21 protein-coding genes are annotated in these 24700 nt (G+C 46.9%); 6 read left to right on the top strand and 15 right to left on the bottom strand.

What is annotated here, in order from left to right:
- Positions 1 to 27: 27 nt before the first annotated feature.
- Complete coding sequence (locus IX91_RS15955; RefSeq protein WP_004744113.1) at positions 28 to 888, bottom strand: LysR family transcriptional regulator; 861 nt, start codon at positions 886 to 888, stop codon at positions 28 to 30.
- Positions 889 to 989: 101 nt separating this feature from the next.
- Here IX91_RS15955 and IX91_RS15950 point away from each other — a divergent pair, with 101 nt between their 5' ends.
- Positions 990 to 1601, top strand: a complete 612-nt coding sequence (locus tag IX91_RS15950) for a LysE family translocator (protein ID WP_004744114.1) — start codon at positions 990 to 992, stop codon at positions 1599 to 1601.
- 46 nt (positions 1602 to 1647) lie between these two features.
- Here IX91_RS15950 and IX91_RS15945 read toward each other — a convergent pair whose 3' ends face one another.
- From IX91_RS15945 to IX91_RS15920, 6 genes are all read right to left on the bottom strand, one after another.
- Positions 1648 to 2379: a DUF3726 domain-containing protein gene (locus IX91_RS15945; RefSeq protein WP_004744115.1), complete on the bottom strand. Its 732-nt coding sequence runs from the start codon at positions 2377 to 2379 to the stop codon at positions 1648 to 1650.
- On the bottom strand, positions 2376 to 4112 hold the full coding sequence (locus IX91_RS15940; protein WP_004744116.1) for a hypothetical protein: 1737 nt from the start codon (positions 4110 to 4112) through the stop codon (positions 2376 to 2378). The genes IX91_RS15945 and IX91_RS15940 overlap by 4 nt, the downstream gene beginning before the upstream one ends.
- A 95-nt stretch (positions 4113 to 4207) precedes the next feature.
- Positions 4208 to 5812 (bottom strand): BCCT family transporter, encoded by a 1605-nt coding sequence (locus tag IX91_RS15935; protein WP_004744117.1) that lies wholly within the window; start codon positions 5810 to 5812, stop codon positions 4208 to 4210.
- Positions 5813 to 5915: 103 nt separating this feature from the next.
- On the bottom strand, positions 5916 to 6911 hold the full coding sequence (locus tag IX91_RS15930) for a membrane dipeptidase (RefSeq protein ID WP_004744118.1): 996 nt from the start codon (positions 6909 to 6911) through the stop codon (positions 5916 to 5918).
- 70 nt (positions 6912 to 6981) lie between these two features.
- Positions 6982 to 8442, bottom strand: a complete 1461-nt coding sequence (locus IX91_RS15925) for an aldehyde dehydrogenase family protein (protein WP_004744119.1) — start codon at positions 8440 to 8442, stop codon at positions 6982 to 6984.
- A 58-nt stretch (positions 8443 to 8500) separates the two neighbouring features.
- On the bottom strand, positions 8501 to 8899 hold the full coding sequence (locus IX91_RS15920) for a RidA family protein (protein WP_004744120.1): 399 nt from the start codon (positions 8897 to 8899) through the stop codon (positions 8501 to 8503).
- A 155-nt stretch (positions 8900 to 9054) separates the two neighbouring features.
- Between IX91_RS15920 and IX91_RS15915 the strand changes: the two genes are divergently transcribed.
- Both IX91_RS15915 and IX91_RS15910 read left to right on the top strand, forming a co-directional pair.
- A complete protein-coding gene (locus IX91_RS15915; RefSeq protein WP_004744121.1) occupies positions 9055 to 9930 on the top strand; it encodes a LysR family transcriptional regulator in 876 nt (291 codons plus the stop codon).
- A gap of 112 nt (positions 9931 to 10042) precedes the next feature.
- Positions 10043 to 10537 (top strand): peptidylprolyl isomerase, encoded by a 495-nt coding sequence (locus IX91_RS15910; protein WP_004744122.1) that lies wholly within the window; start codon positions 10043 to 10045, stop codon positions 10535 to 10537.
- Positions 10538 to 10587: 50 nt separating this feature from the next.
- On the opposite strand, the gene manA is transcribed toward IX91_RS15910, so the two are convergent.
- The 5 genes from manA to IX91_RS15885 are packed head-to-tail and all read right to left on the bottom strand — an operon-like array spanning position 10588 to position 18206.
- A complete protein-coding gene (gene manA / locus IX91_RS15905) occupies positions 10588 to 11775 on the bottom strand; it encodes a mannose-6-phosphate isomerase, class I (protein WP_004744123.1) in 1188 nt (395 codons plus the stop codon).
- A gap of 9 nt (positions 11776 to 11784) precedes the next feature.
- Positions 11785 to 12393 carry a fructose PTS transporter subunit IIA gene (locus tag IX91_RS15900; RefSeq protein WP_004744124.1) on the bottom strand — a complete coding sequence of 203 codons (609 nt, stop codon included), beginning with the start codon at positions 12391 to 12393 and terminating at the stop codon, positions 11785 to 11787.
- 12 nt (positions 12394 to 12405) lie between these two features.
- Positions 12406 to 14109 (bottom strand): alpha-amylase family glycosyl hydrolase, encoded by a 1704-nt coding sequence (locus IX91_RS15895; RefSeq protein WP_004744125.1) that lies wholly within the window; start codon positions 14107 to 14109, stop codon positions 12406 to 12408.
- A gap of 11 nt (positions 14110 to 14120) precedes the next feature.
- On the bottom strand, positions 14121 to 16742 hold the full coding sequence (locus tag IX91_RS15890) for a glycoside hydrolase family 38 N-terminal domain-containing protein (protein WP_004744126.1): 2622 nt from the start codon (positions 16740 to 16742) through the stop codon (positions 14121 to 14123).
- Between the two features lie 60 nt (positions 16743 to 16802).
- Complete coding sequence (locus IX91_RS15885; RefSeq protein WP_004744127.1) at positions 16803 to 18206, bottom strand: PTS fructose transporter subunit IIC; 1404 nt, start codon at positions 18204 to 18206, stop codon at positions 16803 to 16805.
- A 176-nt stretch (positions 18207 to 18382) separates the two neighbouring features.
- Here IX91_RS15885 and IX91_RS15880 point away from each other — a divergent pair, with 176 nt between their 5' ends.
- On the top strand, positions 18383 to 19030 hold the full coding sequence (locus IX91_RS15880) for a MurR/RpiR family transcriptional regulator (protein WP_004744128.1): 648 nt from the start codon (positions 18383 to 18385) through the stop codon (positions 19028 to 19030).
- Here IX91_RS15880 and IX91_RS15875 read toward each other — a convergent pair.
- A complete protein-coding gene (locus tag IX91_RS15875) occupies positions 19027 to 19872 on the bottom strand; it encodes a DMT family transporter (protein WP_004744129.1) in 846 nt (281 codons plus the stop codon). The two genes, IX91_RS15880 and IX91_RS15875, sit on opposite strands and share 4 nt — an antisense overlap.
- A gap of 157 nt (positions 19873 to 20029) precedes the next feature.
- Entirely contained in the window at positions 20030 to 20773 is a 744-nt protein-coding gene (locus IX91_RS15870) for an oligogalacturonate-specific porin KdgM family protein (RefSeq protein WP_004744130.1), read from the bottom strand.
- A 275-nt stretch (positions 20774 to 21048) separates the two neighbouring features.
- Here IX91_RS15870 and IX91_RS15865 point away from each other — a divergent pair, with 275 nt between their 5' ends.
- Positions 21049 to 21393: a rhodanese-like domain-containing protein gene (locus IX91_RS15865; protein WP_038197698.1), complete on the top strand. Its 345-nt coding sequence runs from the start codon at positions 21049 to 21051 to the stop codon at positions 21391 to 21393.
- Between the two features lie 26 nt (positions 21394 to 21419).
- Here IX91_RS15865 and IX91_RS15860 read toward each other — a convergent pair whose 3' ends face one another.
- Positions 21420 to 22505, bottom strand: coding sequence for a protein kinase family protein (locus IX91_RS15860; protein WP_004744132.1), 1086 nt, complete (start codon positions 22503 to 22505; stop codon positions 21420 to 21422).
- Between the two features lie 452 nt (positions 22506 to 22957).
- On the opposite strand from IX91_RS15860, the gene IX91_RS15855 reads away from it, so the two are divergent.
- Positions 22958 to 24685, top strand: coding sequence for an ABC-F family ATP-binding cassette domain-containing protein (locus tag IX91_RS15855; protein ID WP_004744133.1), 1728 nt, complete (start codon positions 22958 to 22960; stop codon positions 24683 to 24685).
- The last annotated feature ends 15 nt before the right edge of the window (positions 24686 to 24700 follow it).

Raw genomic sequence — 24700 nt, 5'->3', positions numbered from 1 at the left:
ATCGGACTTTATAAGCGGTTCAACGACCTAAGGTTTACATTGTTTAAAGGATTCCAGTAGCCATAGTCGAAACTGCTCTTCCAATTTTGTGGCTGGCTGATTTTTGCTGAGTAAGGTGTAGCTATGCCCCGATGGTACAAAACCAAACGGGGCGATGAGGTTACCACGTTGCAAGTCATCAACAACCAAGGGGTAAGAGCCTATCGTTGCCCCTAACCCATCAACACTGGCTTGAAGTGAGAAGTAAAAATGAGCAAAACTCTGTTGCTCATTGGCTAGCAGTTCCGGTTTGTTTAGCTCATTACACCAATTTTCCCAAGCTAATGGACGTGTCTGACTGTGCAGCAGTTTCATGGCGCTCAGATCCTGTTCTACTTGTTGCCAGTACTCAGGTGACATCACAGGTCCAACCCACTCTTCAATTAAAGGAGTTTGCTGATAGTCATGGGGTATAGCAAAGTCATCTCGTCGTATCGCCATGGATAGTCCAGATCGCTCCAGATTTATCGCTCCACCTGCGGTTGATAAGCGCACATCCGTAGCGAAGTCGTCGTTAAACGTAGACAATCTAGGCATTAACCAACGCATGGTTAGTGTCGGCTCACAAGAGACTTCTAGTACGTTTTGATTGTGTGTTTCTAACTTAGCCACACCCGTTTCAAGCGCTTGAAAAGCCTGCTCTGTGTAGGTTTTCAGCAGCTCACCTTGCTGACTCAAGCGGACATTTCTTCCTTGCTTCACAAATAAAGTCTGGTCGAGGTAGTTTTCCAGCACTTTAATCTGTTTGCTCACTGCACCGTGCGTAATGTTGAGTTGCTCTGCAGCCTCGCTGTAATTAGAGCACTGCGCTGCAACATGAAAAACATGAAAGGATTTAAGATGCCTCATTAGTGAATTTTTCTCACATAAAACTAGAATTCATTTCGATTATAGCCACAACTGATTTTGCCTACAATGCCAGCCACAATCCAATCAAACTGGGAATAAATATGGAGTTAGTAAGTTTAGCGCTATTGGGCATCTTAATCGTGATTAGCCCGGGAGCTGATTTTGTTCTGGTACTTAGAAACAGTCTTAATCATGGCCGTAAAGCGGGAGTCATGAGTGCACTGGGAATCAGTTTTGCCATCGGTGTTCATATTGCTTACTCGATGCTCGGCATTAGTTACCTAATCTCACAAAATGAATGGTTGTTTAATCTGGTTCGATATCTAGGTGCAGGATACTTAATTTACTTAGGATTAAGGGGCCTTTTGGCGCGCTCCTCAGCACCGTCTAATGCAATCGAGCCGAGTGCAACCAAGTCCGCTTGGCGCTATCTATGTGAAGGTTTTCTTTGCAATGTGCTTAATCCTAAAACCATGCTGTTTTTCTTGAGTATTTTCAGTCAGGTAATGACCAATGACGCATCAAGTAACAACAATGCCCTTATCTATGGTGGCTATATGATGCTTCTACACGGCCTGTGGTTTGTACTAGTCGCACTACTCTTCTCCTCTAACAAGCTGCAAACCATACTGAGTAAAGCCAAGCATCGACTTAATCAATTGTGTGGCGCAGGGCTATTACTATTCGGACTAGCACTAGGATTTAATGATTAACCGTAAGGGCTGGCGATGACAGCCCTTTGTCTATTTCGATCAGACGCTAGGCTAACTCGCCTGCTCCTTGAACTGAACGGGCACTGTTTTCAACCAAGAACACCGTGGCCGCTTGTTTGAGCATCTCCCACTCAGCATCTTCAACGAAGATACCTTCTTGCCATGATGCTTGCTGAGCGCGGCTTAACTCTGCACTATCAACATGGATAGAGTAACCTTTCGCACTTTGGTTAACATCAAAGTCGCTAACCGATAGCTCAATCAGCATTGAATGTACGTCATCGTCACCATTTACAAGGCTTTCGGAAAAATACACCTCAGGTGCGATGCAACCACGGTTCAGTACATACAAGGCACGTTGAGGGCTGCTACCATTGACCCATTGCGCACGACAGGCGATTCCTTTTGCGGCCAAACGAACCAGCTCACTGTAGGCTAACCAGCGATTGTGGCACTGCTTTAGCGTAATTGAGATGGTTTTGTTATCCACCATTTTCTCTAAGGCAAAATCGAGTACCGCAGGCAACTGACATGCGATACTGCTGTTATGAAAATCAACCTCGAAACTCGATTCGCTTTGATTGGAGATCGATACCGCACAATCTGAATCTAGGCTGAGAAACTGACTGGCATTGTTAAAATGCCTCACGCCACTAAGCCCCACCATTTGCAGATCCGCCACCATATTGGCGATGACATCCGCTTCACCACAATGACGACGCATACCTAAAAATGCCTTATTCACTGCGGCAACTAATTCATTGTGTGAAACGATCATGATACCAATCCTCCATTGATCTTTTGTGGCTCTGTGCTGGCAATCTCTTGGCTACTTGGCATGGTCGGAAAAATCCATGTGTCACTATATTCTGGGTCACAGATTTCATCTAACAATGGCGCTCCTTGGAAGAAGGTCACTCGTACCCAGCGATCAGAGCGAGGGTCAAATTTGGTTGCACCGAATATTGCCAGCTTGCAGCGTAGCAGGTGCATTGGTAGCGCATCTTGACGTAATACGTTCATCTGGATGTCTCCCATAACGCGATTACCTAAAGTCCAGACCCGTCGGGTGATAGCACGATATTGAGGGCACTGGAGCAGAAACTCCGCCACGCTCGTTTCAGCAGAGTAGTCATCAAGCGCATGGAACAACTGATTGGCCTGACGACCAATATCGAGTGGCAATTCACGATCTTCACCCGCTTCTTCACCGCGGACACCGAGTCTTGGTTCTTCTTTGTCTTGAGAGCGATACCAGAACCAGTATTTGTTTTCTGCCAGTGAGTAGTCTGCTTCGACAGCCCACTTGTATTTGTCGCTGAGTAACTGGCGCAGCCGTTGGACGGTTTTACCACTTGGAATCGATAGTGCTTCGCTGGTGTTCATTTGGTTTTCAAACTGATCAACCACACTCGGATAGATCTCAAGCAGACAAGAGGTAAGGATTTCTTGGGCTTCCAAACTCATGCTTTCAGTCTGCTTAACAACATCACCCCAGTGCGAATGCGCCGCGATAACTTGCGGCAGATGCTCTATAAGCTGGGCAATGTCGGTGATAGCCAGTTGATTTAAACTATCTTGCTGTTCGTTAATGGTGATGACTTGTTCTAAATGGCACTTGGCCTTAACCAATAAATCTCGCAATTGATCATGCATCTGGCTGTCACACGGCAACGCCAATACTTGCCCAATCGCGCGCTCTCTTGACGTCATCCACTGATCAACGATACACGGATGATTGATTAGATAAGGCGCCATGCCTAAGCCCGTTGCGTTGCCCACTCCTAAATAGCGCTGCAAGCCTTTGTGTAGCAAGATAGCCTTGTCGCCACCTTTCTGCTCTGCAAGATAATGCACCCAATCTAGGCTAAACTCACGCAGCATGTACACGGCACACATTTGCGCGCTAAAGGACTGATTAAAATCAGGGTTCGTTTCAAGCAGCTTAAAATCAGCAATGCCAAATTTACCATTGCCATACACCGCTGTAGTACGAAGTATGTAACCAACCTCTGCCAACTCGTCGGGCTGTGGCTGCTGACCTTTGGCTAAAGCGCCGACAATATGCTCAAATACTCGCACGCTCTTGTTTGCACGTGCCAACACAAGCACCTTGTTCGGGTTTCGTCCCGCTTCTTGCAGAGGAACATTAGCACGTAGCTGCTCTAACAGTTCAACATCGACATCACCATCAACCAAAGCGAATGTGACATCCCACTTTTCTGCAATGACGCGATCATTACGCTCTTCGTCGGCAATCTCATCGCAAAAGACGACTAAGTGATAAGTTTGGGTCGGAGTCGCCAGTTGGTAAATGACATGGCCATAACCCTGGGGACATAACTGCCACTCATGCTTGGTTACGCGCCAGTTTTGTGTTGCCATTTTACGAATCAAACTTCGCACAAAGCTGATTCGATTTTGGTGCATAGCGCCTAGCCTTTCCGGAGCCATGACGAGGGCCGCATTGCGCAGCTGGGTTTCAGTGTAATTAGAACGATGTGCATCCATTTTGCTCACCACCTATTTTTTATTGTAAGAATAATAGGAGTTTGCGCGGGCGTAGGGTACAGCCTACGCAAACTCATCGGTATTGGATTAATAAATTAAAGCCCTTGCTCCTTGGCCATCTTCATTGCGATCTGAGGTGCATTCCATAACGAAGGCAGCAGTATCAGAGAAACCGGCACGGCCGTGATAACAATGAAAGATTGCAGTGCTGAAATACCTCCGGAGCCCAGTGAGATGAGTATCAACGCAGTGACCCCCATCGCAACGCCCCAGAAGGTACGAACGATAGCGTTAGGCTCCGTTTCACCACTGATCACGACACTGATGGTGTAAGTCATCGAGTCACCTGTCGTAACAATGAAAATCGTGGTCAAGATGAGGAACAAAATCGAGACAAGCATTGGTAGAGGCAGTTGCTGCGTAACGGCAAGCAGTGCACCCGGTAAGTTGAAGCCTTCAAACGCTTTACTCACACTGCCCGGTTCTGCAATTTCAAACGCCAGACCTGAACCACCAACAATGGTGAACCAGAAACAGGTTGTGAGTGGCGCAATGATGCTAATTGTCGAAATGATCTGGCGAATGCTGCGTCCACGTGAGATTCGAGCAATGAAGATCGCCATCATTGGACCATAGCCTAGGAACCAGCCCCAGAAGAACACCGTCCACCAACTCAACCAACCTTCATCTCCGCGATAGGTCGCCATTGGGATGAAGTTATCCAGCATGCTACCGACACCTTGAATGTAACCATTAAAGATAAAGTCTGTTGGCCCAAACAGTAGGATGTAGATCATTAGGGCAATCGCTAGAATCACGTTGTAGCGGCTGAGCATTTGCATGCCTCGATTAAGACCACTCAACGCAGATAGGGTATACAGAGCAATCGCAAACAGAATGATAATAAGTTGCGTAGTAAAACCATCAGGAATATCAAATAGCGCATTTAACGCGTAGCTAACCTGTAGGCCGAGGAAGCCAATCGGTCCAATGGTGCCAGCCGCCACAGCGATAATACAACACGCATCAATCAGTGCACCGGTATGGCCTTTAAGGGCACGCTCACCAATCACTGGGTAAAGCAAAATGCGTGGCTTAAGCGGTAGGCCTTTGTCGTAATGCAGGTGCATGACAACGATTGACGTTAAGCTGCCAACAATTGCCCACGCGAGGAATCCCCAGTGCATGAAGGATTGCGATAGTGCATTGACCGCACCTTGCTGCGGGTTATCCTGCGCGCCATACAATGGCGGTGGGCTCACGTAATGAGCGATAGGCTCTGCCGCTGCCCAGAATACGCCACCACCAGCAAGCAGAGTACAGAAGATGATCGCCATCCAGCGAAAACCATCCATCTCCGGTTTGGCCGAACCACCAAGAATCACCTTGCCTGTTCGCCCTGCAGCGAGACCAAGACCAATAAGAAAGGTGAGAAGAAGCAGTATTTGCCAGTATGGTCCAAAGACCTGCACAGACCACGCAAAGCCAGCATTGACTAGATTTGATAGCAGCTCACCATCATAAAGCGCGAGTGCAACGAAAAGTGCGATAAAACCGCCACTGTACCAAAAGGCAGGGTTACTCAAACCCAACTTATCCGGTGAGTTTTCGGTGGCAGGCGTAGTGTTGTGTTTTGCTTGTGGCTTACCCGATGACACGTTCATAGGGTTCGCTTTCATGCTATTGGTTAAATCAGACATACTCTGACTCCAGACTGTTTTGCGGCAGCCGACGACTGGCAGCAAAAGTTAAATTAACACCTGCCTTATTATTGTAGTGTTGGCAGGCTGTTCCTTGTTTGGGTTACTGCTCTGAAATAGGCTCGAGTCCTTGTTTAAGGAAATTAAACCAGTTATCACCCAGTATTTGTCCCGCCTCAGATTCACTGAATCCATGGCGCATTAATCCGTTGTAGATGTTCTCCATCCCCTTACTGCCACTAAACCAAGGCAGCGCATCTGGCCAGCCCGAGTTACTGGCCGAGCCTTCGCCATAATCCATCGCTTTCGACCAGCGGCCATTGCGCATCCACTCCAGAACTTGCTGTGGTTGGTTAAGACACAAATCACTGCCAATGCCCAAGTGGTCGACGCCAAATAGGTCAGCCGTCTTCGCCACCATTTGACAAAAATCATCCAACGTGCACTGGCTGCCATTTGGCAAATGGAAAGGGTACAAACTAAAACCAAGTAAGCCGCCACGTTGTGTTAGTGCTTTGAGCACGGTGTTGGATTTGTTCCGCAATGCATCATGAGCGAACGTCGGGTTAGCGTGGCTAATGCAGATTGGTCTTGAAGAGAGGTCGATGGCTTCTAACGTTGAGCGCTCTGCACTGTGAGACATATCGACAATCATGCCTACACGATTCATCTCTTCGATCGCTTGTTTGCCAAAGCGAGTAACGCCTGAGTCATTCTGCTCATAACAACCTGTCGCCAATAAGCTCTGGTTGTTATAAGTCAGTTGCATGATGAGCAAACCTTGGCGACGCATCACTTCAATCAGACCAATTTCGTCATCAATAGGCGAGCAATTCTGAGCGCCGAAGAAGACGCCGACTTTGCCCTGCTGTTTCGCCTTTTCCACATCTTCCATGGAATAAATTGGCATGATGAGGTCTGCGTTTTGCTCGAAGCGAAGGTTCCATTCGGCAAAGCGAGTTAGGGTCTCACGTGCATTTTCGTGATAGACGATAGTGGCATGAACAGCAGTGATACCACTCGCCTTAAGGGTTTGGAAATACTCACGATCCCAATTGCAGTATTGCAATCCATCTATCACAATCCGTTGTTGGTACATAACCACTCCTTAAACGTTGAATCGCCTTTAATTGGGAAGCAGATAACGCTCTGCCTCCCATGGTCAGAGCCTAATAAGGGCGTTGGTAAGCGGTTTTCACCACGGTGTAGAATTCTTTCGCATATTGACCTTGTTCACGCGGGCCAAAGCTAGACTCTTTGCGGCCACCAAACGGTACGTGGTAGTCGGTGCCTGCAGTCGGTAGGTTCACCATTACACAACCGGTCTGCGCTTGCTGCTTGAAGATGGCGCTAGTACGCAGGCTTTGCGTTATAATGCCGCCCGTCAAACCAAAACGGGTATCGTTGGTAACGGCGATGGCTTCATCAAGGTCAGCTACTCGAATCACACTCGCCATCGGTGCAAACACTTCCTCTTGGTTCACTTCCCAACTGTTTTGGGTGTTGAGGAATAAGGTTGGCGACATGTAGTAACCGTCGTGCGCTAAGTTAAGGCGCTCGCCACCAAAGGCCAGCTCAGCACCACTTTGACGCGCGTTTTCAATCCACTCGAAGTTTGCTTCAAGCTGATTACCGTCAACAACTGGCCCCATGAAGATACCTTCATCCAGAGCATGACCCACTTTCAGCTCACTCATACGTTTGATTAGCGCTTCAACGTAGGCATCATGAATCCCATCCATAACCACTAGACGAGATGAAGCGGTACATTTCTGTCCGGCACCAGAGAAAGAGCCGGCAATGGTCGCTTCTACTGCAATTTGAATGTCTGCATCATCGGCAACCACCAAGGCATTTTTACTACCCATTTCAAGCTGGCAGCGTACAAAGTTTGGTGCCGTTGCGGCAGCAACCTTACGTCCCGTATCGACAGAGCCGGTAAAGCTCACCCCATTGACCTCTTTCGAATTAATTAAGGTATTACCCACCTGTGAGCCACTGCCGAGTACTAGGTTGAACGTGCCTGCTGGCAGACCTTGACGATGAATAATTTCTGTCAGCGCCACAGCACTTGCTGGTGTTAGATTGGCAGGCTTCCAAACCACGCTGTTACCGAACGCGAGTGCCGGCGCAATCTTCCACGCCGCCGTTGCGGTCGGGAAGTTCCATGGAGAGATAATGGCGATAACGCCAACCGCTTCGCGAGTGACTTCAACGGAGACGCCTGGACGGACGGAGGCAGCGTTATCACCAATTTGGCGCAGCACTTCCGCCGCAAAATATTGAAAGAACTGACCTGCGCGGTAGATTTCTCCGCGTCCTTCAGCAAAGGGTTTACCTTCTTCACGTGAAAGCAGTTGACCTAGCTCATCGCAGCGCTCAATCAACTCATCACCAATCGCTTGTAGCACCGCTTGCTTGCGCTCCATTGGCGTCTTTTCCCACTCTGGTTGCGCTTGCTTAGCGACTTGAATCGCTTGCTCTACCTGAGCCTGACTCGCTTGAGCAAAATTGCCCAGATTTTCACTAATGTCTGACGGGTTAATGTTTGCTACGGTATCGACGCCTGCTTGCCATTCGCCGCCAATATAAAGGGCCTTTTCTGCTTGAACATTGTTAATAAAAGTCATTGCTCTTTCCTTGTTCTAGTTTGACTGATGAGATCAATCAATTTCAGTTATTGGAGGGTTACTCTGGCTGACTTGCCGACGCGTAAACCACAAACTCCACTAGCATTTCTTCGCGAGCTAAGCCCGCTACCACCATGGCAGCACGATTTGGGTAAGGCGCTTCAAAATACTCTGCGTATACTTGATTAACGGTTTTTAGGTATTCGCGATCGGTCACGTAGATAAGGACCTGCAGCACCGAATCAAGCGACTCACCTGCGCACTCTAGGGTATGAACGAGATTGTTAAATGTCTGTCGAGTTTGTGCCTCAATGCCGCCCTCGACCACCGCACCGGTGTCATCGATAGGGATCTGCGCCGTGTATAAAGTTCCGTTGTTAACAATCGCCCATTCAAGGGGAGCCTTAGAAGCAAACAGAGCGGTTTTTACTGGGTGTTTTTTCGTTTGTGTATTCACGTGCCTTTCAACCTATGTAACAACTTTGTTTCAAGATAGTTAAATCATGCACATTGACACCTGATAAATCTAACGGTAAATTTTTTACATTTGATAAGTTTTATTTATCACTTTTGACAACATCAGAGAATTAAAGGGATTTGAAAGGTGGTCAGATGAGTATTAAGCTTCAACAATTAATGCATTTTGTGATGGTGGTAGAAGAAGGTGGTTTCCGAGCCGCATCACACCGCGCTAATCGCTCTCAGGCAGCATTATCTACGTCAATAAAAGAACTAGAAAAGATACTCGGACAAAATCTTTTTGAAACGGGAAACAAGGCCAAATTAACACCATTTGGTGAAATATGTTTGCCTAAGATTATTCAATTTCTCAATATATATACTGCGCTCGACAATGACTTACGCGCAGCGGCAGCGGGCCAGCAAGGTCGAGTAAGAATTGCCAGTGTCCCCTCTGTGGCGGCGAAGCTAATTCCAAGTGTGTTAGGTGCATTTTGCGAGCAGTACCCGAATGTGGAAGTGAGCCTCATTGACGACAACGCGGCTGGGGTAGAAGAGCGCCTGTTATCTGGTGAAGTAGATCTGGCGCTAGGTAATCCTTCCCACCTTGATGAAGGCGGGATTAACTTTACCCCACTACTGTCTGACCCGATTGGCGTGGTCTGTTTACACGATAACCCTATCGCTCAACAGCCAGAAGGCATCGCATGGCAAACCCTACTGGAGCAGCCTTTCATTCGCAACGGAACCTGTACCCTACTTGATCCAACCCCAGCGCGAGCTTTGAGCCAACAAGCACTCTATTCGGTAGAAAACATCACCTCACTATTTTCTGTGTTGGAACTTGGGATAGGTGTAACAACTCTGCCTAAACTCGCCTTTCCAACCAATGAAACCCGCTTGGTGTGGATTCCGTTAATCGACCCGCCACTGGAAAGACAAATCGGTATCTTTACCCTCAGCGACCGAACCATTTCGCCACAAGCCAAAGCCTTCCATGATTTGTGTATTGAGTACCTTAACTATTAAGTTAGTCGTCACCAGGTGCTGTTGACCTAATAAAGCAGAGAAAAGTTATCGCTCATGCTCAATGTAAAACTTGCTATAATTGCTGGGTTTTCTTTCCCAATGAGTAATAGCAATGATCATTTTATCAACCACTTATGGCGATATCGAAATTGAATTGAACATGGAAAAAGCCCCTGTCAGTTCAAAAAACTTTTTACGTTACTGCCAAGAAGGGTTTTATGAAGGCACGATTTTTCACCGTGTGATTGACGGTTTTATGATTCAAGGTGGTGGTCATATTGAAGACATGACCGAGAAAGAGACCCATGCACCTATCGCTAACGAGGCGAACCGCGGCCTAAAAAACAAAACCGGTACCATCGCTTTTGCTCGCACTGATGCCCCGCATTCTGCTACGGCCCAGTTCTTTATCAACCTAGACGACAATGACTTTCTTGATCATACCGCGAAAACCAACCAAGGCTGGGGCTATGCCGTGTTTGGTAAAGTGAGCGCAGGGATGGACGTGGTGAACAACATAGGTAAAGCCATGACTGGCAGTAAGAAAGGCCACGATGACGTGCCTTTAGATACGATTAAGATTAACAAAGTGACCATCGCCGAGTAAAAGATTCCCCAAGCTAGAAACTTGGGGATTTTTATTTTGGCTCTTTAACCTTAGTTATAGGCACGTGCTAGAGTGCCATTACCTTGGTAACTGTACATACCTGAACCATTGCTGATGAACACTGATTCTCCCGGTTTTAGTCGCAACGCTTGCTGATTCACTTCGACCTGAACCTCCCCCTCAACACAGAACAAAATCTCAGCGCTGCGAAGGTATTGATGCTTAATAGCGTCGTTGGCAGTTAAGATGTCAAAGCCAAAGTCATCTACTGGAATGGGGTAACTGAGCTTTCCTTCTTTGTAGAGAGGTGCCAGCTTAATTTGCTCCGGATTGGTCGAGATACACAAGGTGTTATCAATCAACTCATTCACATCAATATGCTTAGGCGTTAAGCCTGCACGCAGCACATTGTCCGAGTTGGCCATGATCTCTAGCCCAGTGCCTTGTACATAAGCGTGCGGCGTTTCGGCATGAAGGAACATAGCCTCACCTGGCGCTAACTCAATCGTGTTAAGAAACAACGGAGAAAGTAAACCAATATCACCCGGATAGTGCTTGTTAAACTCTGCTACATACTCAAACACTTCACGCATTAAGGCGGTTTTAGGGCCACGTATCAATGCTTGATCAAGCTGTTCCAATGCGCTGATTTTTCTCTGCTCATCCAAAGACATAATGGCAGTGAAAAACTCACGTAAGCCATCGCTGTTTGGTTTCGCCTCAAGCGCACTCACCTCAGCATCTAAGCTTGCAATACCCGCTTGTTGGAACAAGTCGATGATCTGATTGATAGGCCGAAATCCATTCATCGCCTTGTAGAAGGTTAGCGCATACACCAGCTCAGGCTTGTGGTTCGGATCTTTGTAGTTACGATGGGCAGCGTTAAGTGCAATCCCCTGCTCATTTTCCCGTGCAAATCCTGCTTCTGCTTTGTGTTTACTTGGATGAACCTGAATCGACAACGGCGTTTCTGCCGCTAGCACCTTAAACAGATATGGCAGCTCACCAAAACGCATCGCAGTGTAATCGCCAAATATACTTTTGCTGTCTTGGGCGATCACATCGGAAAGCAGCTCTCCCGTTGCGGCGACACGCGAGCATCCGTTTGGGTGTGCGCCCATCCAAATCTCCGCTTGTGGTTGGCAATCCGAGTTATCGATTCCAAACATTTTAGAAATCGACTCTTTACTGCCCCACGCGTAGTTTTGAATAACGTTATCCAGTTTAAAAACAGACATAACGCACCATTAAAGTAATAGGAAGAGAAATGCTGAAATCAGCACACCCGCCCCAAGCACCAACGGATAAGCAAAGCGGCTAAGATCTTGCGCCAACTCTTCGGTTGAATTTGGCTCATCTTGAGCTGACTCAACTGGCTGCTCTGCATGATTCTCTGGCTCTTGCTCTGCACCAAACAACGCCATCACTTGTTGCGAAGAGTTCGCTGCTTGCAATTGGTCACGAAAATCATCATCCACCAATGAAGAAGTCAATGTAGTCAGCACTTCCATATGGGTAGAACCCGCTTCTGCTGGCGGAATCGCCAATAGGAAAATCATAGTCACTGGCTCATCGCCATCGAGACCTTTCCACTGCATCTCATCTTTAACAAACGCACACGCAAACACCGGCTCTTTTACTGCTGGCGACTTACCATGTGGCACCGCTAAGTATTCACCAAGTGCCGTAGGGCCTTCGTCTTCGCGTTTAAGCACGGCTTCAAGGAACTGGTCACGGTCGGTTAGCTTGCCCGCTTGATCAATTTTGTCGACCAAGGCATTGATCGCCGCGAAGCGCCCATCAAAGGTAGCATCGAGCATGATTAGATTTTCAGACGTTAAGTTAGCTAGTTTCATCATAAACTCCTACTACTGGGCTTGCGGCTGAGTCAGCCAAACAAATTGATATGGTTTAAGTGTAAATTGCGCATCGAACTCACGCTGTGAAATCAGATCTAAACCGCCTGCTTCTAGCGACACTTCCACAGCTTGCTCCGATAGGTTGACCACAAATTGAATCGCACTTTCCCCTTCACCGCGTTTAAGTCCAAACAGCCCATGACCTAGCTCTAGCACTTGCTGAGATGAGCTTGGTGAGAAGGCTTTTTGCTGTTTGCGCAGTTGGAGAAGACGCGTCATTTCACTGTAAACACGTTGACGTAACGAGCCCTCTTCAGCCAGCTCAGTTTCTAGCTGAGCAAAATTAAACTTCTCACGGTTAATGCGGCGATTAATGCCCGAATCCAACATGCCTTGTACATCGTTTTCACTGCCAAGTAAGCTGTGATAGTAAACCGCTGGGACACCGATAAACGATAGTAAAATAGATTGCGCAGCTAGAAACTTGCTCGCTTTCAACTCATCACCATCGTTAGGCTCCGTCACCGCACTCAGGTAGTTAATATTCAGTTCGTAAGGCGATTGAGTACCGTCACCGTTATTCTTGTAGTTAACTCGCCCACCTTTGCGTTCGACGTGCTGACACATCATTAGACGATCGTCATCGCTCAAAATCCCTTCTGTTGGTCGCACGCCAATCCCATCGTGGCTAGCAAGGAAGTTGAAGTAGGTTGTTTTGCGTCCCGCATTGAGAGACTCCATCGCCTCTACCGTTAAACCTTTAGACCAAGTTGTTAATACTTGGCTATCTTGGCTTAAGAACGCGTGCAAGGTTAATGGTGGCAGTGGGAACTGATACACCATGTGCGCTTCATCGCCTTGACCAAAATAAGAGATGTTCTCTTTGTGCGGTACATTGGTTTCGGTGATCAGCAGAGAACCCGGCATCACCTCGTCGAGCACAATGCGCCACAGCTTAATGATCTCGTGAGCTTGCTCTAAGTGAATACAGGTTGAGTTCAGCACTTTCCAGATGAAACCAATCGCATCTAAGCGAATCGAACGACCACCGTTTGCTGCGTACATCAGCAAAATATCTATGCTTTCGAGCAGTACTTGTGGGCTCTTAAAGTTAATGTCGATCTGGTCTTCTGAGAAGGTGGTCCACACATGAGTTGTCTCACCCGAAGCCTTGGTAAACGGTGTTAGGAGCGGTAATGCGCGGGGGCGCGTAACACTCGAATAATCTAGACTTGGGTCAGACTCAATAAAGTAATCTTGATAAGCTTCATCTCCGGCTAAAAAGCGCTGAAACCAGTCACTGCTTTTAGAGATGTGATTAATCACGCAGTCATACATCAAGTCGAAGTTTTCAGCTAATGCGTTAAGCTCACTCCAGTCGCCTAAGTTAGGATCGACTTTGCGATAATCAACCACACTAAAACCATCATCTGAGGTGTATGGGAACATTGGCAAGATATGAATGTTGCTCAATGCGCCTTTCAGATACTTATCAGCAAAGGTTTTCATCGTCGCTAAAGTTGGCTGGCCTTGCTCTTGTACGCTGTCGCCGTAAGTGATGAGATAAGATGTCGTCTCATCGACCCAGTTGGCGTACTGCGGTGCTTTACCTTGCCACTTTTCAACCAGAGCATCGATCTCTTGGGTGACGCTTTCCGCTTGCTCATCACCGTAGAGCAAAGCGACTTTTTGGTAAATTTTCTCGTTGTTCATACTCTGCTCCACTAGATTTTAAAGCCAATGCGTAGGTCGATTGAGTTGTTCGGTTTGACTGACCACTCTTGTTCCACGCTCTGCTCGCGGTAGTTCACACGCTCCACCTCAGCAAAATGGGCAAATGCCGTGGTATCAAGTTGCTGCACATCCTCTGTGGCATTAAATAGGCGCACAATAACGGCATTATCTTGATAGAAGGAGTGACCAATACTTGAAAGCGTCAGCGCCTGATTCACTTCAAACAGGCTGAATGACTTAGCCGCTGAACGCGCATCAAAGCGAACTTGGAAACGTTCGAGACGATTTTCAAAGCTGTTAAGTGACTGCTTCTGGTAGCTAAACGGCATATCGAGATATTGGCTTTCTAGGGCTCGCAGCGTTTGATGGCTAGCATCTGTCGGCATCGCAATCGAGAAAGCAAAGCTCATCGATTTTTGCAGCTGAGCATCTGGCGTATACACCACGGTATTGTTGATGCCGGAAGCACGCCCCGGACGCCACAACAGATCATCTTTACCTAGCTTGCCCGTCGCTTTAAACAGCGTCAGCGCAATCACATCACTCTTTTCACCAGGCAATACTTGGAACTCTTTCAGGCCGCGACCATTAACCACCACCGCTTTACCTGCTTGCTCAATCGCAACTGCACCATCTGTGGTTTCAATATCAATCGGACACTCACGGAAGCGTGCTTGCCAGCCTTCAACACTCGGTGCAATTGGACGCGCCATCACGGCAAATGGCTGAGTGGCGACGGATTCCTGGCTTTGTACATCGGAGTTAATCAGTACACGAACACGGTGGTCACACGCCTGATTTACAGTGTGAATTGAGACTTTTAGCTGCTCGTCGTTGGCATCTAGTGTCAATGTAATTTCAAAACTGGCTTGAACCAGCTCGTTGCCTGCTTGACGCGACTCTAAATCTGAAGGCACAGGCATTGTTGCCAGCAGCGTCATCGTCTGCTCAGTCTCTCCGACTTGGCTTGATAGCCAAGTTAACTCATTGAGGTAACGTGGTTCGTCTTCTTCTAAAGGCGAGAAGTCGTAAGAGTCACCATCATCAGCCTGCTCTTCAAAACGCAGCAACTGCTCAATCACGCGACCTGTTGCTTTGCTGGCTAAGCTCAGTTCGCCATCTTTCAGCGTGACAGTTAACGCCGCATTTTCAATCATTTGAACGTCACTGCTCTGCGTAAGCATGGCTGACTCTGACTCAACCACTTGGAACACTTGATAGCCCATCGCAGGAAGGTTGGACACCTTCACGTTCAATTCAAAGCGGTAATATGGTGGAACGGCGACTTCTTTCTCACCATCTTTGGTCACTTCAATGACTTTGCCACCATCTAAGGTCTCACGCGCTAGAATTTCGGTCGCAAACAGGGATTTGCCATCTGACAAGGCAATAGATGGGTGCTTAGAAAAAGCAGTGACTTTAGCGACGCCGCTAAATGGTGTGATTTGGCCGTTAAAGAGCATCACTTCATTGTCATCACATGCGTTGCTAGCAATCTCTTTCACCACTAGGTTGTATAAACCGTGACAGATCTCTTCGGCTTGCTTTAGTCGGTGCATGATGTCTGCGTTGGTGGCATCGCTATTACACCCACCCATACTGTCATGGGCGTGACATTCAAGGATCTTCTTCCAAGCCATATCCACCAGCTCAGTGTGAACAGTAATGCCTTGCGCCTTGGCAATCGCAATCACAACTTCAAGCTTCTTGAGTAAGAACTGCTCAATCTCGAAGTTAAGTTTTTTAATGTCATAGCGCACAGAGCCAATCGTCTTATGGATACGAGTGTATCGCGGCGCTTTGAATTCACCTTGGTAAGTCTCAAATTCACTGCTGTTGCGGCGAAGAAAATCAACAAAGCTTTCCATCGATGAGATAGTGTAGATATCGCCAACAGGCGAACGTTCGCTGGCTGCTTGCAAAGTTTCCGGTAAGTTCGGGTCAATGTTGACCTGATCGCCACCGGATGGAATCAGCACTTCATCGAGACCTGACAGCGACTTAATCTTGTCAATCATCGGGAAGATTTTCTTATCCAGATGTTCTGCATCAGGAACAATGTTTTTCGCTGCGCCGTAACCATGAACTAGGTTGTATGCATAGATGGAATCATCACCTTGCGACTTCCAGAAGAAGTGCGATTTTTCTACGTGTTGGTCGTAATCAATACCACGCCAAAATACGATGTTATCGATCCCCATTCCCTTGAACAGTGTTGGCATTTGTGCGTTGTGACCAAAGGTGTCCGGTAGGTAACCAACCTTCATGCTGTGACCGAGTTCTTCTGCGATATGCATGCCGTACTTCAGGTTACGGATAATCGACTCACCTGCTACATTGTAGGTATCGGTCTGAGTGTACCAAGGGCCGATAAAGAGTTTTTTATCGCTCACCAATTTAGCCATACGCTCACGCATGTACGGCAGCACTTTGAGATAATCTTCAACAATCGCAGATTGACCATCTAGGTGGTAGCAGCTGTAGCTTGGTTGATTCTCCAAAGTTTCAATTACTTTGGTGAAGTTATAAGTCGCCAGAACGTCACTGTCTTGCTGAGTAAAATACCACTCACGATCCCAGTGAGTGTGAGGAATGACATGTACTTTTGCCATGGGGAAACTCTCGATAAATTCTTGATAGTTTGGGGAGGCAAGCCTCCCCGCTAGACGTGTTTAGGCTTTTGCGTGGTCTGGTTTAGTGCACAGCAGTAGAGCTATAGCGATAAACATAGAACCCGCGATAACAGAAATGGTGTAGCTGATTGGGTCTGAAGATAGGAACCATCCCCAAACGGCTGGTAATGGTAGGCTTTGCCATACGTTGAGAACGACAGCCAGTTGCGTACCGATAATTGAACCCAGAATCATGATTGGAATCATCTTCGGATTTTTCAGAATAAATGGAATCGCACCTTCTGAGATACCGATTAGGCCCAGCATCAGAGAAGTTTTACCGACCGTGCGCTCTTCACTTGAGAAAACTGGTTTGCGGAACTTGCCATCCAGCAGCGCCGCGATGCCCACACCGATTGGTGGAATAACGATACCCAACTCACGAGCAATCAGGTCAAACCCTTCACCCATGCCGTTTAAACCAAGCGCAACTGAACCTGCTGCTTTGTTGATTGGACCACCTAAGTCAAAGGCTGTACCTGCTGCAATCACCATTGAGTAGATACCGCGCCCTGCATCACCGGCTTGAGTAAACAGGTCAATCATCGCAAGGTTTACAGCGCCAAAGAATGGGTTAATCGCATACTCCATAGTAAGCACCATCACGACACCCGTCACCGCCGGGACAAGTAGCATGGTCTTGAGTGTGGTCAGTTCAGTTTTCACCTTAATCACATCGTTAAGGTAGCGAACCAGATAACCCACAAGGAAACCAATCGCAATCGCACCGAAGAAGCCAGATGGCGCCCAGCCTTCTAAATCAAAGAATCGCTTGTAAGGCTCATCGGTCATCAAGCCGCCAATAAAAGCAGGAATCAATGCTGGTTTGCCAGCAATCGAATACGCAAGGTAACCTGCAAAGATTGGGTACATAAACTTGATGGTCATGAAACCAAGTTTATCTAGGGTTTGGATAGGTGTACCTGAGATATCAATGAACTCACCAGTGATTTTCGCCACCGCCATCAGCAGGCCACCCAGCACTACGACTGGCAACATGTAGCTGATACCCGTCATGATATGACCGATAGCGACTTGGTAGGCAGAGCGCTTTTCATCATGCACTTCTACACCCCCATCAGATTTCTCTTTGCCGCGCAAAAATACCGTTGGTAACAAATCATCGACACGTTTAATCAGCTCTTGAGTGCGAACCTGAAGTGGATTAGCGTTATCAAAACGCTCCATGTCCATAATAGGTACATCAACCGCCAGAACAACGCCGTCTGCGGTTGCAATATCATGAGCAGTGAGTTTGTTTTTAACACCATCACTTCCCTGCGTTTCGACCTTCACTTCATAGCCTTGCTTTTCAGCCCAGGCTTTGATTTTTTTAGCCGCCATAAAGGTGTGTGCAATGCCGGTAGGGCAAGCGGTCACTGCAACGAGCTTTTTCTTACTCATGGTTGTTCACCGTTATACTTATCAACTGCGGCAAGTATATTTAGCGGTGATGTATCAAGGTACAGTTTCCTCGTACAACCCATGTATGACGATACTTTTGTGATAACTATCAAGGTAATTTCCCGCATTTTAACGCCTAATAATAACCATTCTGTTATTAAGTCTTAGTGTAAGCGATGAATACCTTTAAAGGGATCGAACGAGTCATATATGAGTACCTGATCAGCCACGCCAAAGAGCTAGATTCAGTCTCAGCCAAGACGATAGCCAACAAGGCCTTGACCACAACAACATCGGTAAATCGGGTGTGTAAAAAGATGGGCTATGCGAGCTACACTGAGCTCAGATATAAACTCGCTGACGATCTGAATAAAGATGTCGCACCAACAACTCAGGGAGATGACCAAGCACAGCGAGTCGACAAGATAGCTCAGTCGCTGATTCACTCTCCGGTGGTCTATCTATACTCTCGTGGGGCGTCGATTGTGAGCGTTTCGTATTTGTCGCGTTTTCTTTCCCTCGCTAACATTCCTCATCTAGTGATTACTGATATTCACCAGTTGGCTCGCGCGGAGTCAGGCACAGTCATCCTAATTAGTAAATCAGGAGAGACTCAAGCTGTGGTCGATATGGCCCACAATGCAAAACGCAAAGGATTAAAGGTCTTTGCAATTAGTCATTTAGGCTCAACATTGGCAGGCATAGCAGGTATCAACCTCGACTTGGAAGAACAGGTCGATGGCATCTCACCATATCATCGCGAATCTCAAATCCATATCTTAGAGCTAGTCGATTTGATCGGACGAGAGCTGTTAGCGGGTTAATTGTTTGCTCGGGCAGTGAAGATAAAGGCAATCCCACCCAAAACCAGTAATGATGAGATAGCAGCAGTTAGCTTTATTGGCTCACCTAGCCCTATGCTTCCTGCGGCAAAGGCAATCACAGGCACCGCTAACTGAGAGACAGACGCCTGAAGAACTGAGATATGCTTTACAACTTGATACCACAAGATGTAGCCAAAACCGGAAGCAAAGACGCCCGACAGTAGCGCCCACAAAACGCCATCAGCCGTGATAGTTTCGATCGAGACAAGTAGTGGGCTAGCGGCAAAAGCAAGCACACTTGCGAGCATAAACCCTTGGGTAATAGACACTGAAGCAACGCTATTTTGACGCCCTAACAGAGTGAAAATACCCCAACAGACCCCAGAAACAAGCATTAGAGCAGCGGCACTCAAACTCGGAGCCTCTGCCGACGGTAGCATTAAAACAGTAAAGCCAGATAGAGCTACCCCAATACCTAGCATCTCTTTCGCACTTAAGCGATTGCCAGAAACAACGTGAAACACCACTAAAGTCAGCTGCACCATACCAAACAGAATCAAAGCGCCGGTCCCCGTACTAAGCTGGGTGTAAGCATACGAAAAGCAAACTGCATAACCAAAAAGAGAGATGCCTGACCACCAGCTGTGTTTCTCAGTAAAGAAGCAATAGCTCATTTGACCACGCCAACTTTGAATAAGCAGCAGTGTTACCGCTCCGGAGACCAATCGTAGCCAAGTGAAAGAACCCGGATCAATAGCGTGATTCGCCAATGCTAGGCGACAAAAAAATGAGTTAGCGGCGAAGGCAATTAGCGCGACGACAAGTAGTGAAATAGTGTGCATGACTCTCCCTTTTAGCTAGAAGAGTGTAGTGGGTAATCAAGCGCTTGTAATAGCTTTAATCATTCTGGTTAAGACGGATTAGCTATAAAGAATCAGGCATAAAAAAGCCAGTCAATGAAATGACTGGCAAAGGACAGATAGAGAACTAAAAACTACACTACAGGTTCATTACAACGCCAAAACGCACCGCGTAGTCATTTTCGCGATTACCATTGCTATCCACATATGTCTCGTCTACCGACACCAACTCCATGTATGGCGTCCAAGTTTCATCGACTTTGTAGTTAACCATGATGGTGTGCTCCCAGTAATCGTCTCGGCCCGTACCCTGATCAACACCGTCTTGAACACGGTAGCGAGGGTTATACATTAGACCCCAATCACCAATGTTTTTAGAGATCCACAAATCAAACTGATTTGATGCACCGCGTGTTGTGCCACTGCCATCCAGATACTGCTTACCATTAGCCTCATTTGACCAGTTGTAGCGGTAGCGACCTGTCATCGACACCCCGTTGTCAAACGTGGTTCCTAGCTTTAAGTAAGGCCGATATTCCGTCCAGTCTGAAGTTGTGACTGTCACAAGACCCGGAGACCAATACCAATCATCATTAAGATTAAACTTGTAAGACGCTTCAAACTCTTGAGCCGCCGCTTGCAAACCGTTCTTGTCTGGGTTGTTAGCATCATTGCTGCCAAAATAAGCGTCGTTATGTAGCTGAGCTGCTTCTGCACTAAAGTAAAAACCGTTGTCGAAGGTGTGCATAAACTTCACGCGGCTATCACGATTTTCTGACGTCGTATTGTAACCAAAACGAACATCAAGTTTGGTTTCTCCAGCGATAGCAGAAGTCGATGCACCTGCAAGCAAAGCTGCGCAAATTAGGGTTTGGAGTTTCATTCGTAGACCTTTAAAAATGTGCTGTCAGCGACGCCAAATATAGGGCTACGAATAAACTCGGTAAAAGGTATGGTGATACATTCGCTGTATCAAGATTCTATTGAGCCCCAAGTCACAGCAGATGTTTCTAGGTTGTTTCTATTCAAAGGGACACGTAAGAAAATGTGACAGGAAAATCGCTACGAAACGGGCAAAGAGTAGGTGTTGTGACATATCTCGCGGCGAAAAGAGAGCAATCAGATATGCTGAGTGAGTTACAGCAAAAAGGAACCACCATGAAGCGCCTAACACTACTTTTTACATTACTGGCTGCGCTAAGCCTTCCAGCTTTCGCCTCTGAGCGGGCAGAGATAGGCTGGCAATGGATAGAACAAGGCGCAATGATTGTTGATGTCAGAACGCCACCAGAGTTCGCAGACGGGCATTTACCACAAGCTGTGAACTATCCGCTCTCAGCGCTAAACATTCACTTTGCCGATATTGATAAAGATACTCAAATAGTACTGTATTGTCGTAGTGGCAATCGTTCAGGGAAGGCTTATCAGTATCTAAAAGCGAAAGGCTTTACCAAGTTACATAACGCTGGCGGCTTGATAGAGATGCTAGAGAGTCAAAACTGACAAGCTCTGCCTTGAACAATAACTTCCTACGTAATTTGATACCGTTTCACCAATTCTCGCTTGTGATTGTATGATTCAATAAGCTCCTGCTGGGTTTTCCCTTCATTGTGATAGAAAAATCCACCTTGCTGCTTGAGCTCATTGTAGTGCTCGCGGATCATCGACAGTACTAAATCCACTCGCTTAATGGTGGTCGGTGTACAGCTTTGACCATCAAGATCATCCTCAATATCGAGTACATGCGAGCGAAACATTTCCAAGCGAAACAGCGCGTTTAGATTGTCTTCGCTCTCTAGGGCCTGCTGATATCGCTTAACCAGCGCCTCTTTTTCAGCTATCACCACCGAGTCAGCCGCGCTACTTTTTAACCCATTGAGCTGCTGAATTAGAATGTTCAGTGCCTCATGCTTTACGTTCTTATAGATGGCTAACGATTCACGATGAGAGTATTCATTTTCCAATAACCAACCAGATAGGAATCGAGTCTCGAATCGCTCACAGAAGTTGAACATAGGTGCTTCTAGCCCATTGCTGTTGAGTTCTTTAATAGGATTGAACGGATACATATAACCAAAGTCGAATAGCCATAATTTATGCTGTTCATCAACAAGCAGGTTTCCACCACATAAATCCCATTCAAATAGACCTATCTTTTCGCAAGCAGATAACGTGGAAAATAGCTGTGAGAGCATTGAACTCGTTACCTGTTGAATGGGTGCTCCTTCAATCCAATCAGACAAAATAATGCCTAAGCGATAATCAGCATAAACCGTAGAAACTATGCACTCGAAATCCTGCGAAGTACTCGTATCGTCTTTTTGCTGCTGAATATCGAAACGACGTTGGACTTCGTTAAGGAAGGAGTACTGACCATCGAGGTTTTTCACTTTCGCCTCTGGCCTCTTTTTCTTCAGGGTGTAATCCTTACCATCAAATCGAACGCGAAACACTTCTGCGGTTAGTCCACTTTGAAATGTATCGACAACGTAATCAGAGTCAGCAGTGGTGGCTGCCAATAACTCGGGAGAAATAGGACATTGTTTAGCGCAACCGACAATTAGGTTGTGTTCACTTAGGTCAAACTCTTGCTGTTGTAACTGCCGTTGATTCACGGAGGACTCCTTGTCTGGCATGTGTATTTGGTGATTTTATCAACAGCAACATGATGTAAATCCTCCCAAATTTATAAATTCAGGGTTGAGAGACAAGGCGTAAGCCAAAAGTATAAGCCTATGATTGTTATCACGAAGCTATCTTGAACCCTGATAGTTTTCTGTACATTGGTGACAATGGCGCTAAAATGCTCATCAACGAATAACCGAAAGTGGCAACACTTTTACAACTAACTTAAGGAGGAATTTATGTCTTTGTGGTGTTCAATCAACCCACGCTTTTATGGCATGAAGGCTCGCTCAAGAGTTTTAGATATCGCGCTGCGATAATCTCGACTTGAGCGAAATATCAACTATAGACGAATAACGTCCCCGAGTACTTTCCCTCAAGCTCGAAGAATTATTGTCAGCACAGACAACGGCCTTTTGCGCCCCAAATTCTTGAGAAAATTATGAGTACTTATTTAACTGCACAATCACTAACTCTTTCCTACACCTCAAACCCGCTGTTTACAGCACTAACCTTCACCCTTAATCGTGGTGATAAAATCGGACTCATTGGTCATAACGGCTGTGGCAAAAGCTCTCTATTGAAGCTACTCAATGGTCAATATGAACCGACAGAAGGTCACATAGCCAAAGCAACCCATTGCCTTATGAGCTATGTAGAGCAACATGTTCCTGAGCACCTTTATAGTCAAAGTATCCGTGAAGCCTTAGCTGAAATGTTAAGTGTGGATGACGACTGGCGCGCTGAACTGGTGTTGGCCGAGCTTGGTTTTTCTCACTCTGAGCAAGATATGCCTGTCGCCAATTGCAGTGGTGGTCAGCAGATGCGATTGCTTATCGCGAGAGCCATTATCAATCAGCCAGACTTACTGCTTCTCGATGAGCCCAGTAACCACTTAGACTTACCTTCGTTACTTTGGCTAGAGCAGTTTCTCTCCAATTGGAAAGGCTCTTTTGTGTTGGTTTCACACGACCAAACCCTGCTAGATCGAGTGACAAATACGACTTGGGTCATGCGAGATCAATCTCTTCATCATTTTGCCCTACCTTGCACTCAAGCAAGGGCCGCACTGTATGAGAAAGATCAGCAAGACCAAGCTCGACATGCCAATGAGCAAAAAGAGATAGACCGAATAGAGAAAAGTGCCAAACGGCTCGCGATCTGGGGTAAGGTTTATGACAACGAAGATCTCGCCCGTAAAGCAAAGACCATGTTTGCGAGAAAAGAGCGCTTAGAGGAAGCTCAAACAGAGTTGACAGAAGGCACGCCTTGGCAACTTGTATTGCAAGGTGAAGCTCTGCCTGCCAACCGACTGCTTGAAACCGGCGAGTTTAGCGTTACACCACCAGATAGCTGTTTCCATCTATTTGAAATGGTAGAAATGCGCGTAAAAAGTGGCGACCGGATTGCGGTTTTAGGAAGTAATGGCTGCGGTAAATCAACCCTGCTTAACCAACTTTACCAACATTATCTCGCCGAGATAAACCCATTGAGCTCACAGGCTGTCACCTTTCATGACAGGTGTCGCTTAGGATACTACGACCAGTCTCTCAAGCAGCTGAAAGACACTGACACTATAAGCGACGCCTTACAGGCCTTTTCATCCGTGAGTAGTGAAATAGCTAAGCGTTCACTGATTGGTGCAGGCTTTGAGTATGCACGGCACAACCAAGATGTGGCCTCACTCAGTGGCGGTGAGCGTGCGCGCTTATTGTTTATCGGCCTAACCCTCGCGAAGTACCATCTGTTGTTTCTTGATGAGCCAACCAACCACTTGGATATAGAAGGCAAAGAAGAACTGATTGCGACTTTGAATGAGTTTAATGGTGCGGCACTCATTGTCAGCCACGACCGTAGTCTCATCGAGCAAAGCTGCAATCATTTTTGGTTAATCAACAATGGTACATTAACCGAGTACCTAAGCGCTGAAGAGGTGTACCAACAGATAGCCGAACATCCTGACACCGCTTTGGCTGTTCAAGCATCAGATAATCAACAGGAGTTGAACCTCTTAGACGGAAAGCTAACTGGCGAAGAGCAACTACTAGAGCGCTTGATAGAGCTAGAAACGTTACTTGAAGAAGATCTTCAGCGTAAACCCAAGCATCAAAAGCCCAACCTGCAGCAAGATTGGTGTGAGGAGATAGCACAAATAAACAGTCGACTATAGTCTAGAAATTGGGGC

The sequence above is a fragment of the Vibrio tubiashii ATCC 19109 genome (genome assembly GCF_000772105.1).
GTDB classification, from domain to species: domain Bacteria; phylum Pseudomonadota; class Gammaproteobacteria; order Enterobacterales; family Vibrionaceae; genus Vibrio; species Vibrio tubiashii.
The sequence above is the reverse complement of the archived record's forward strand: the minus strand, read 5'-3'. Positions and strand labels throughout refer to the sequence as shown.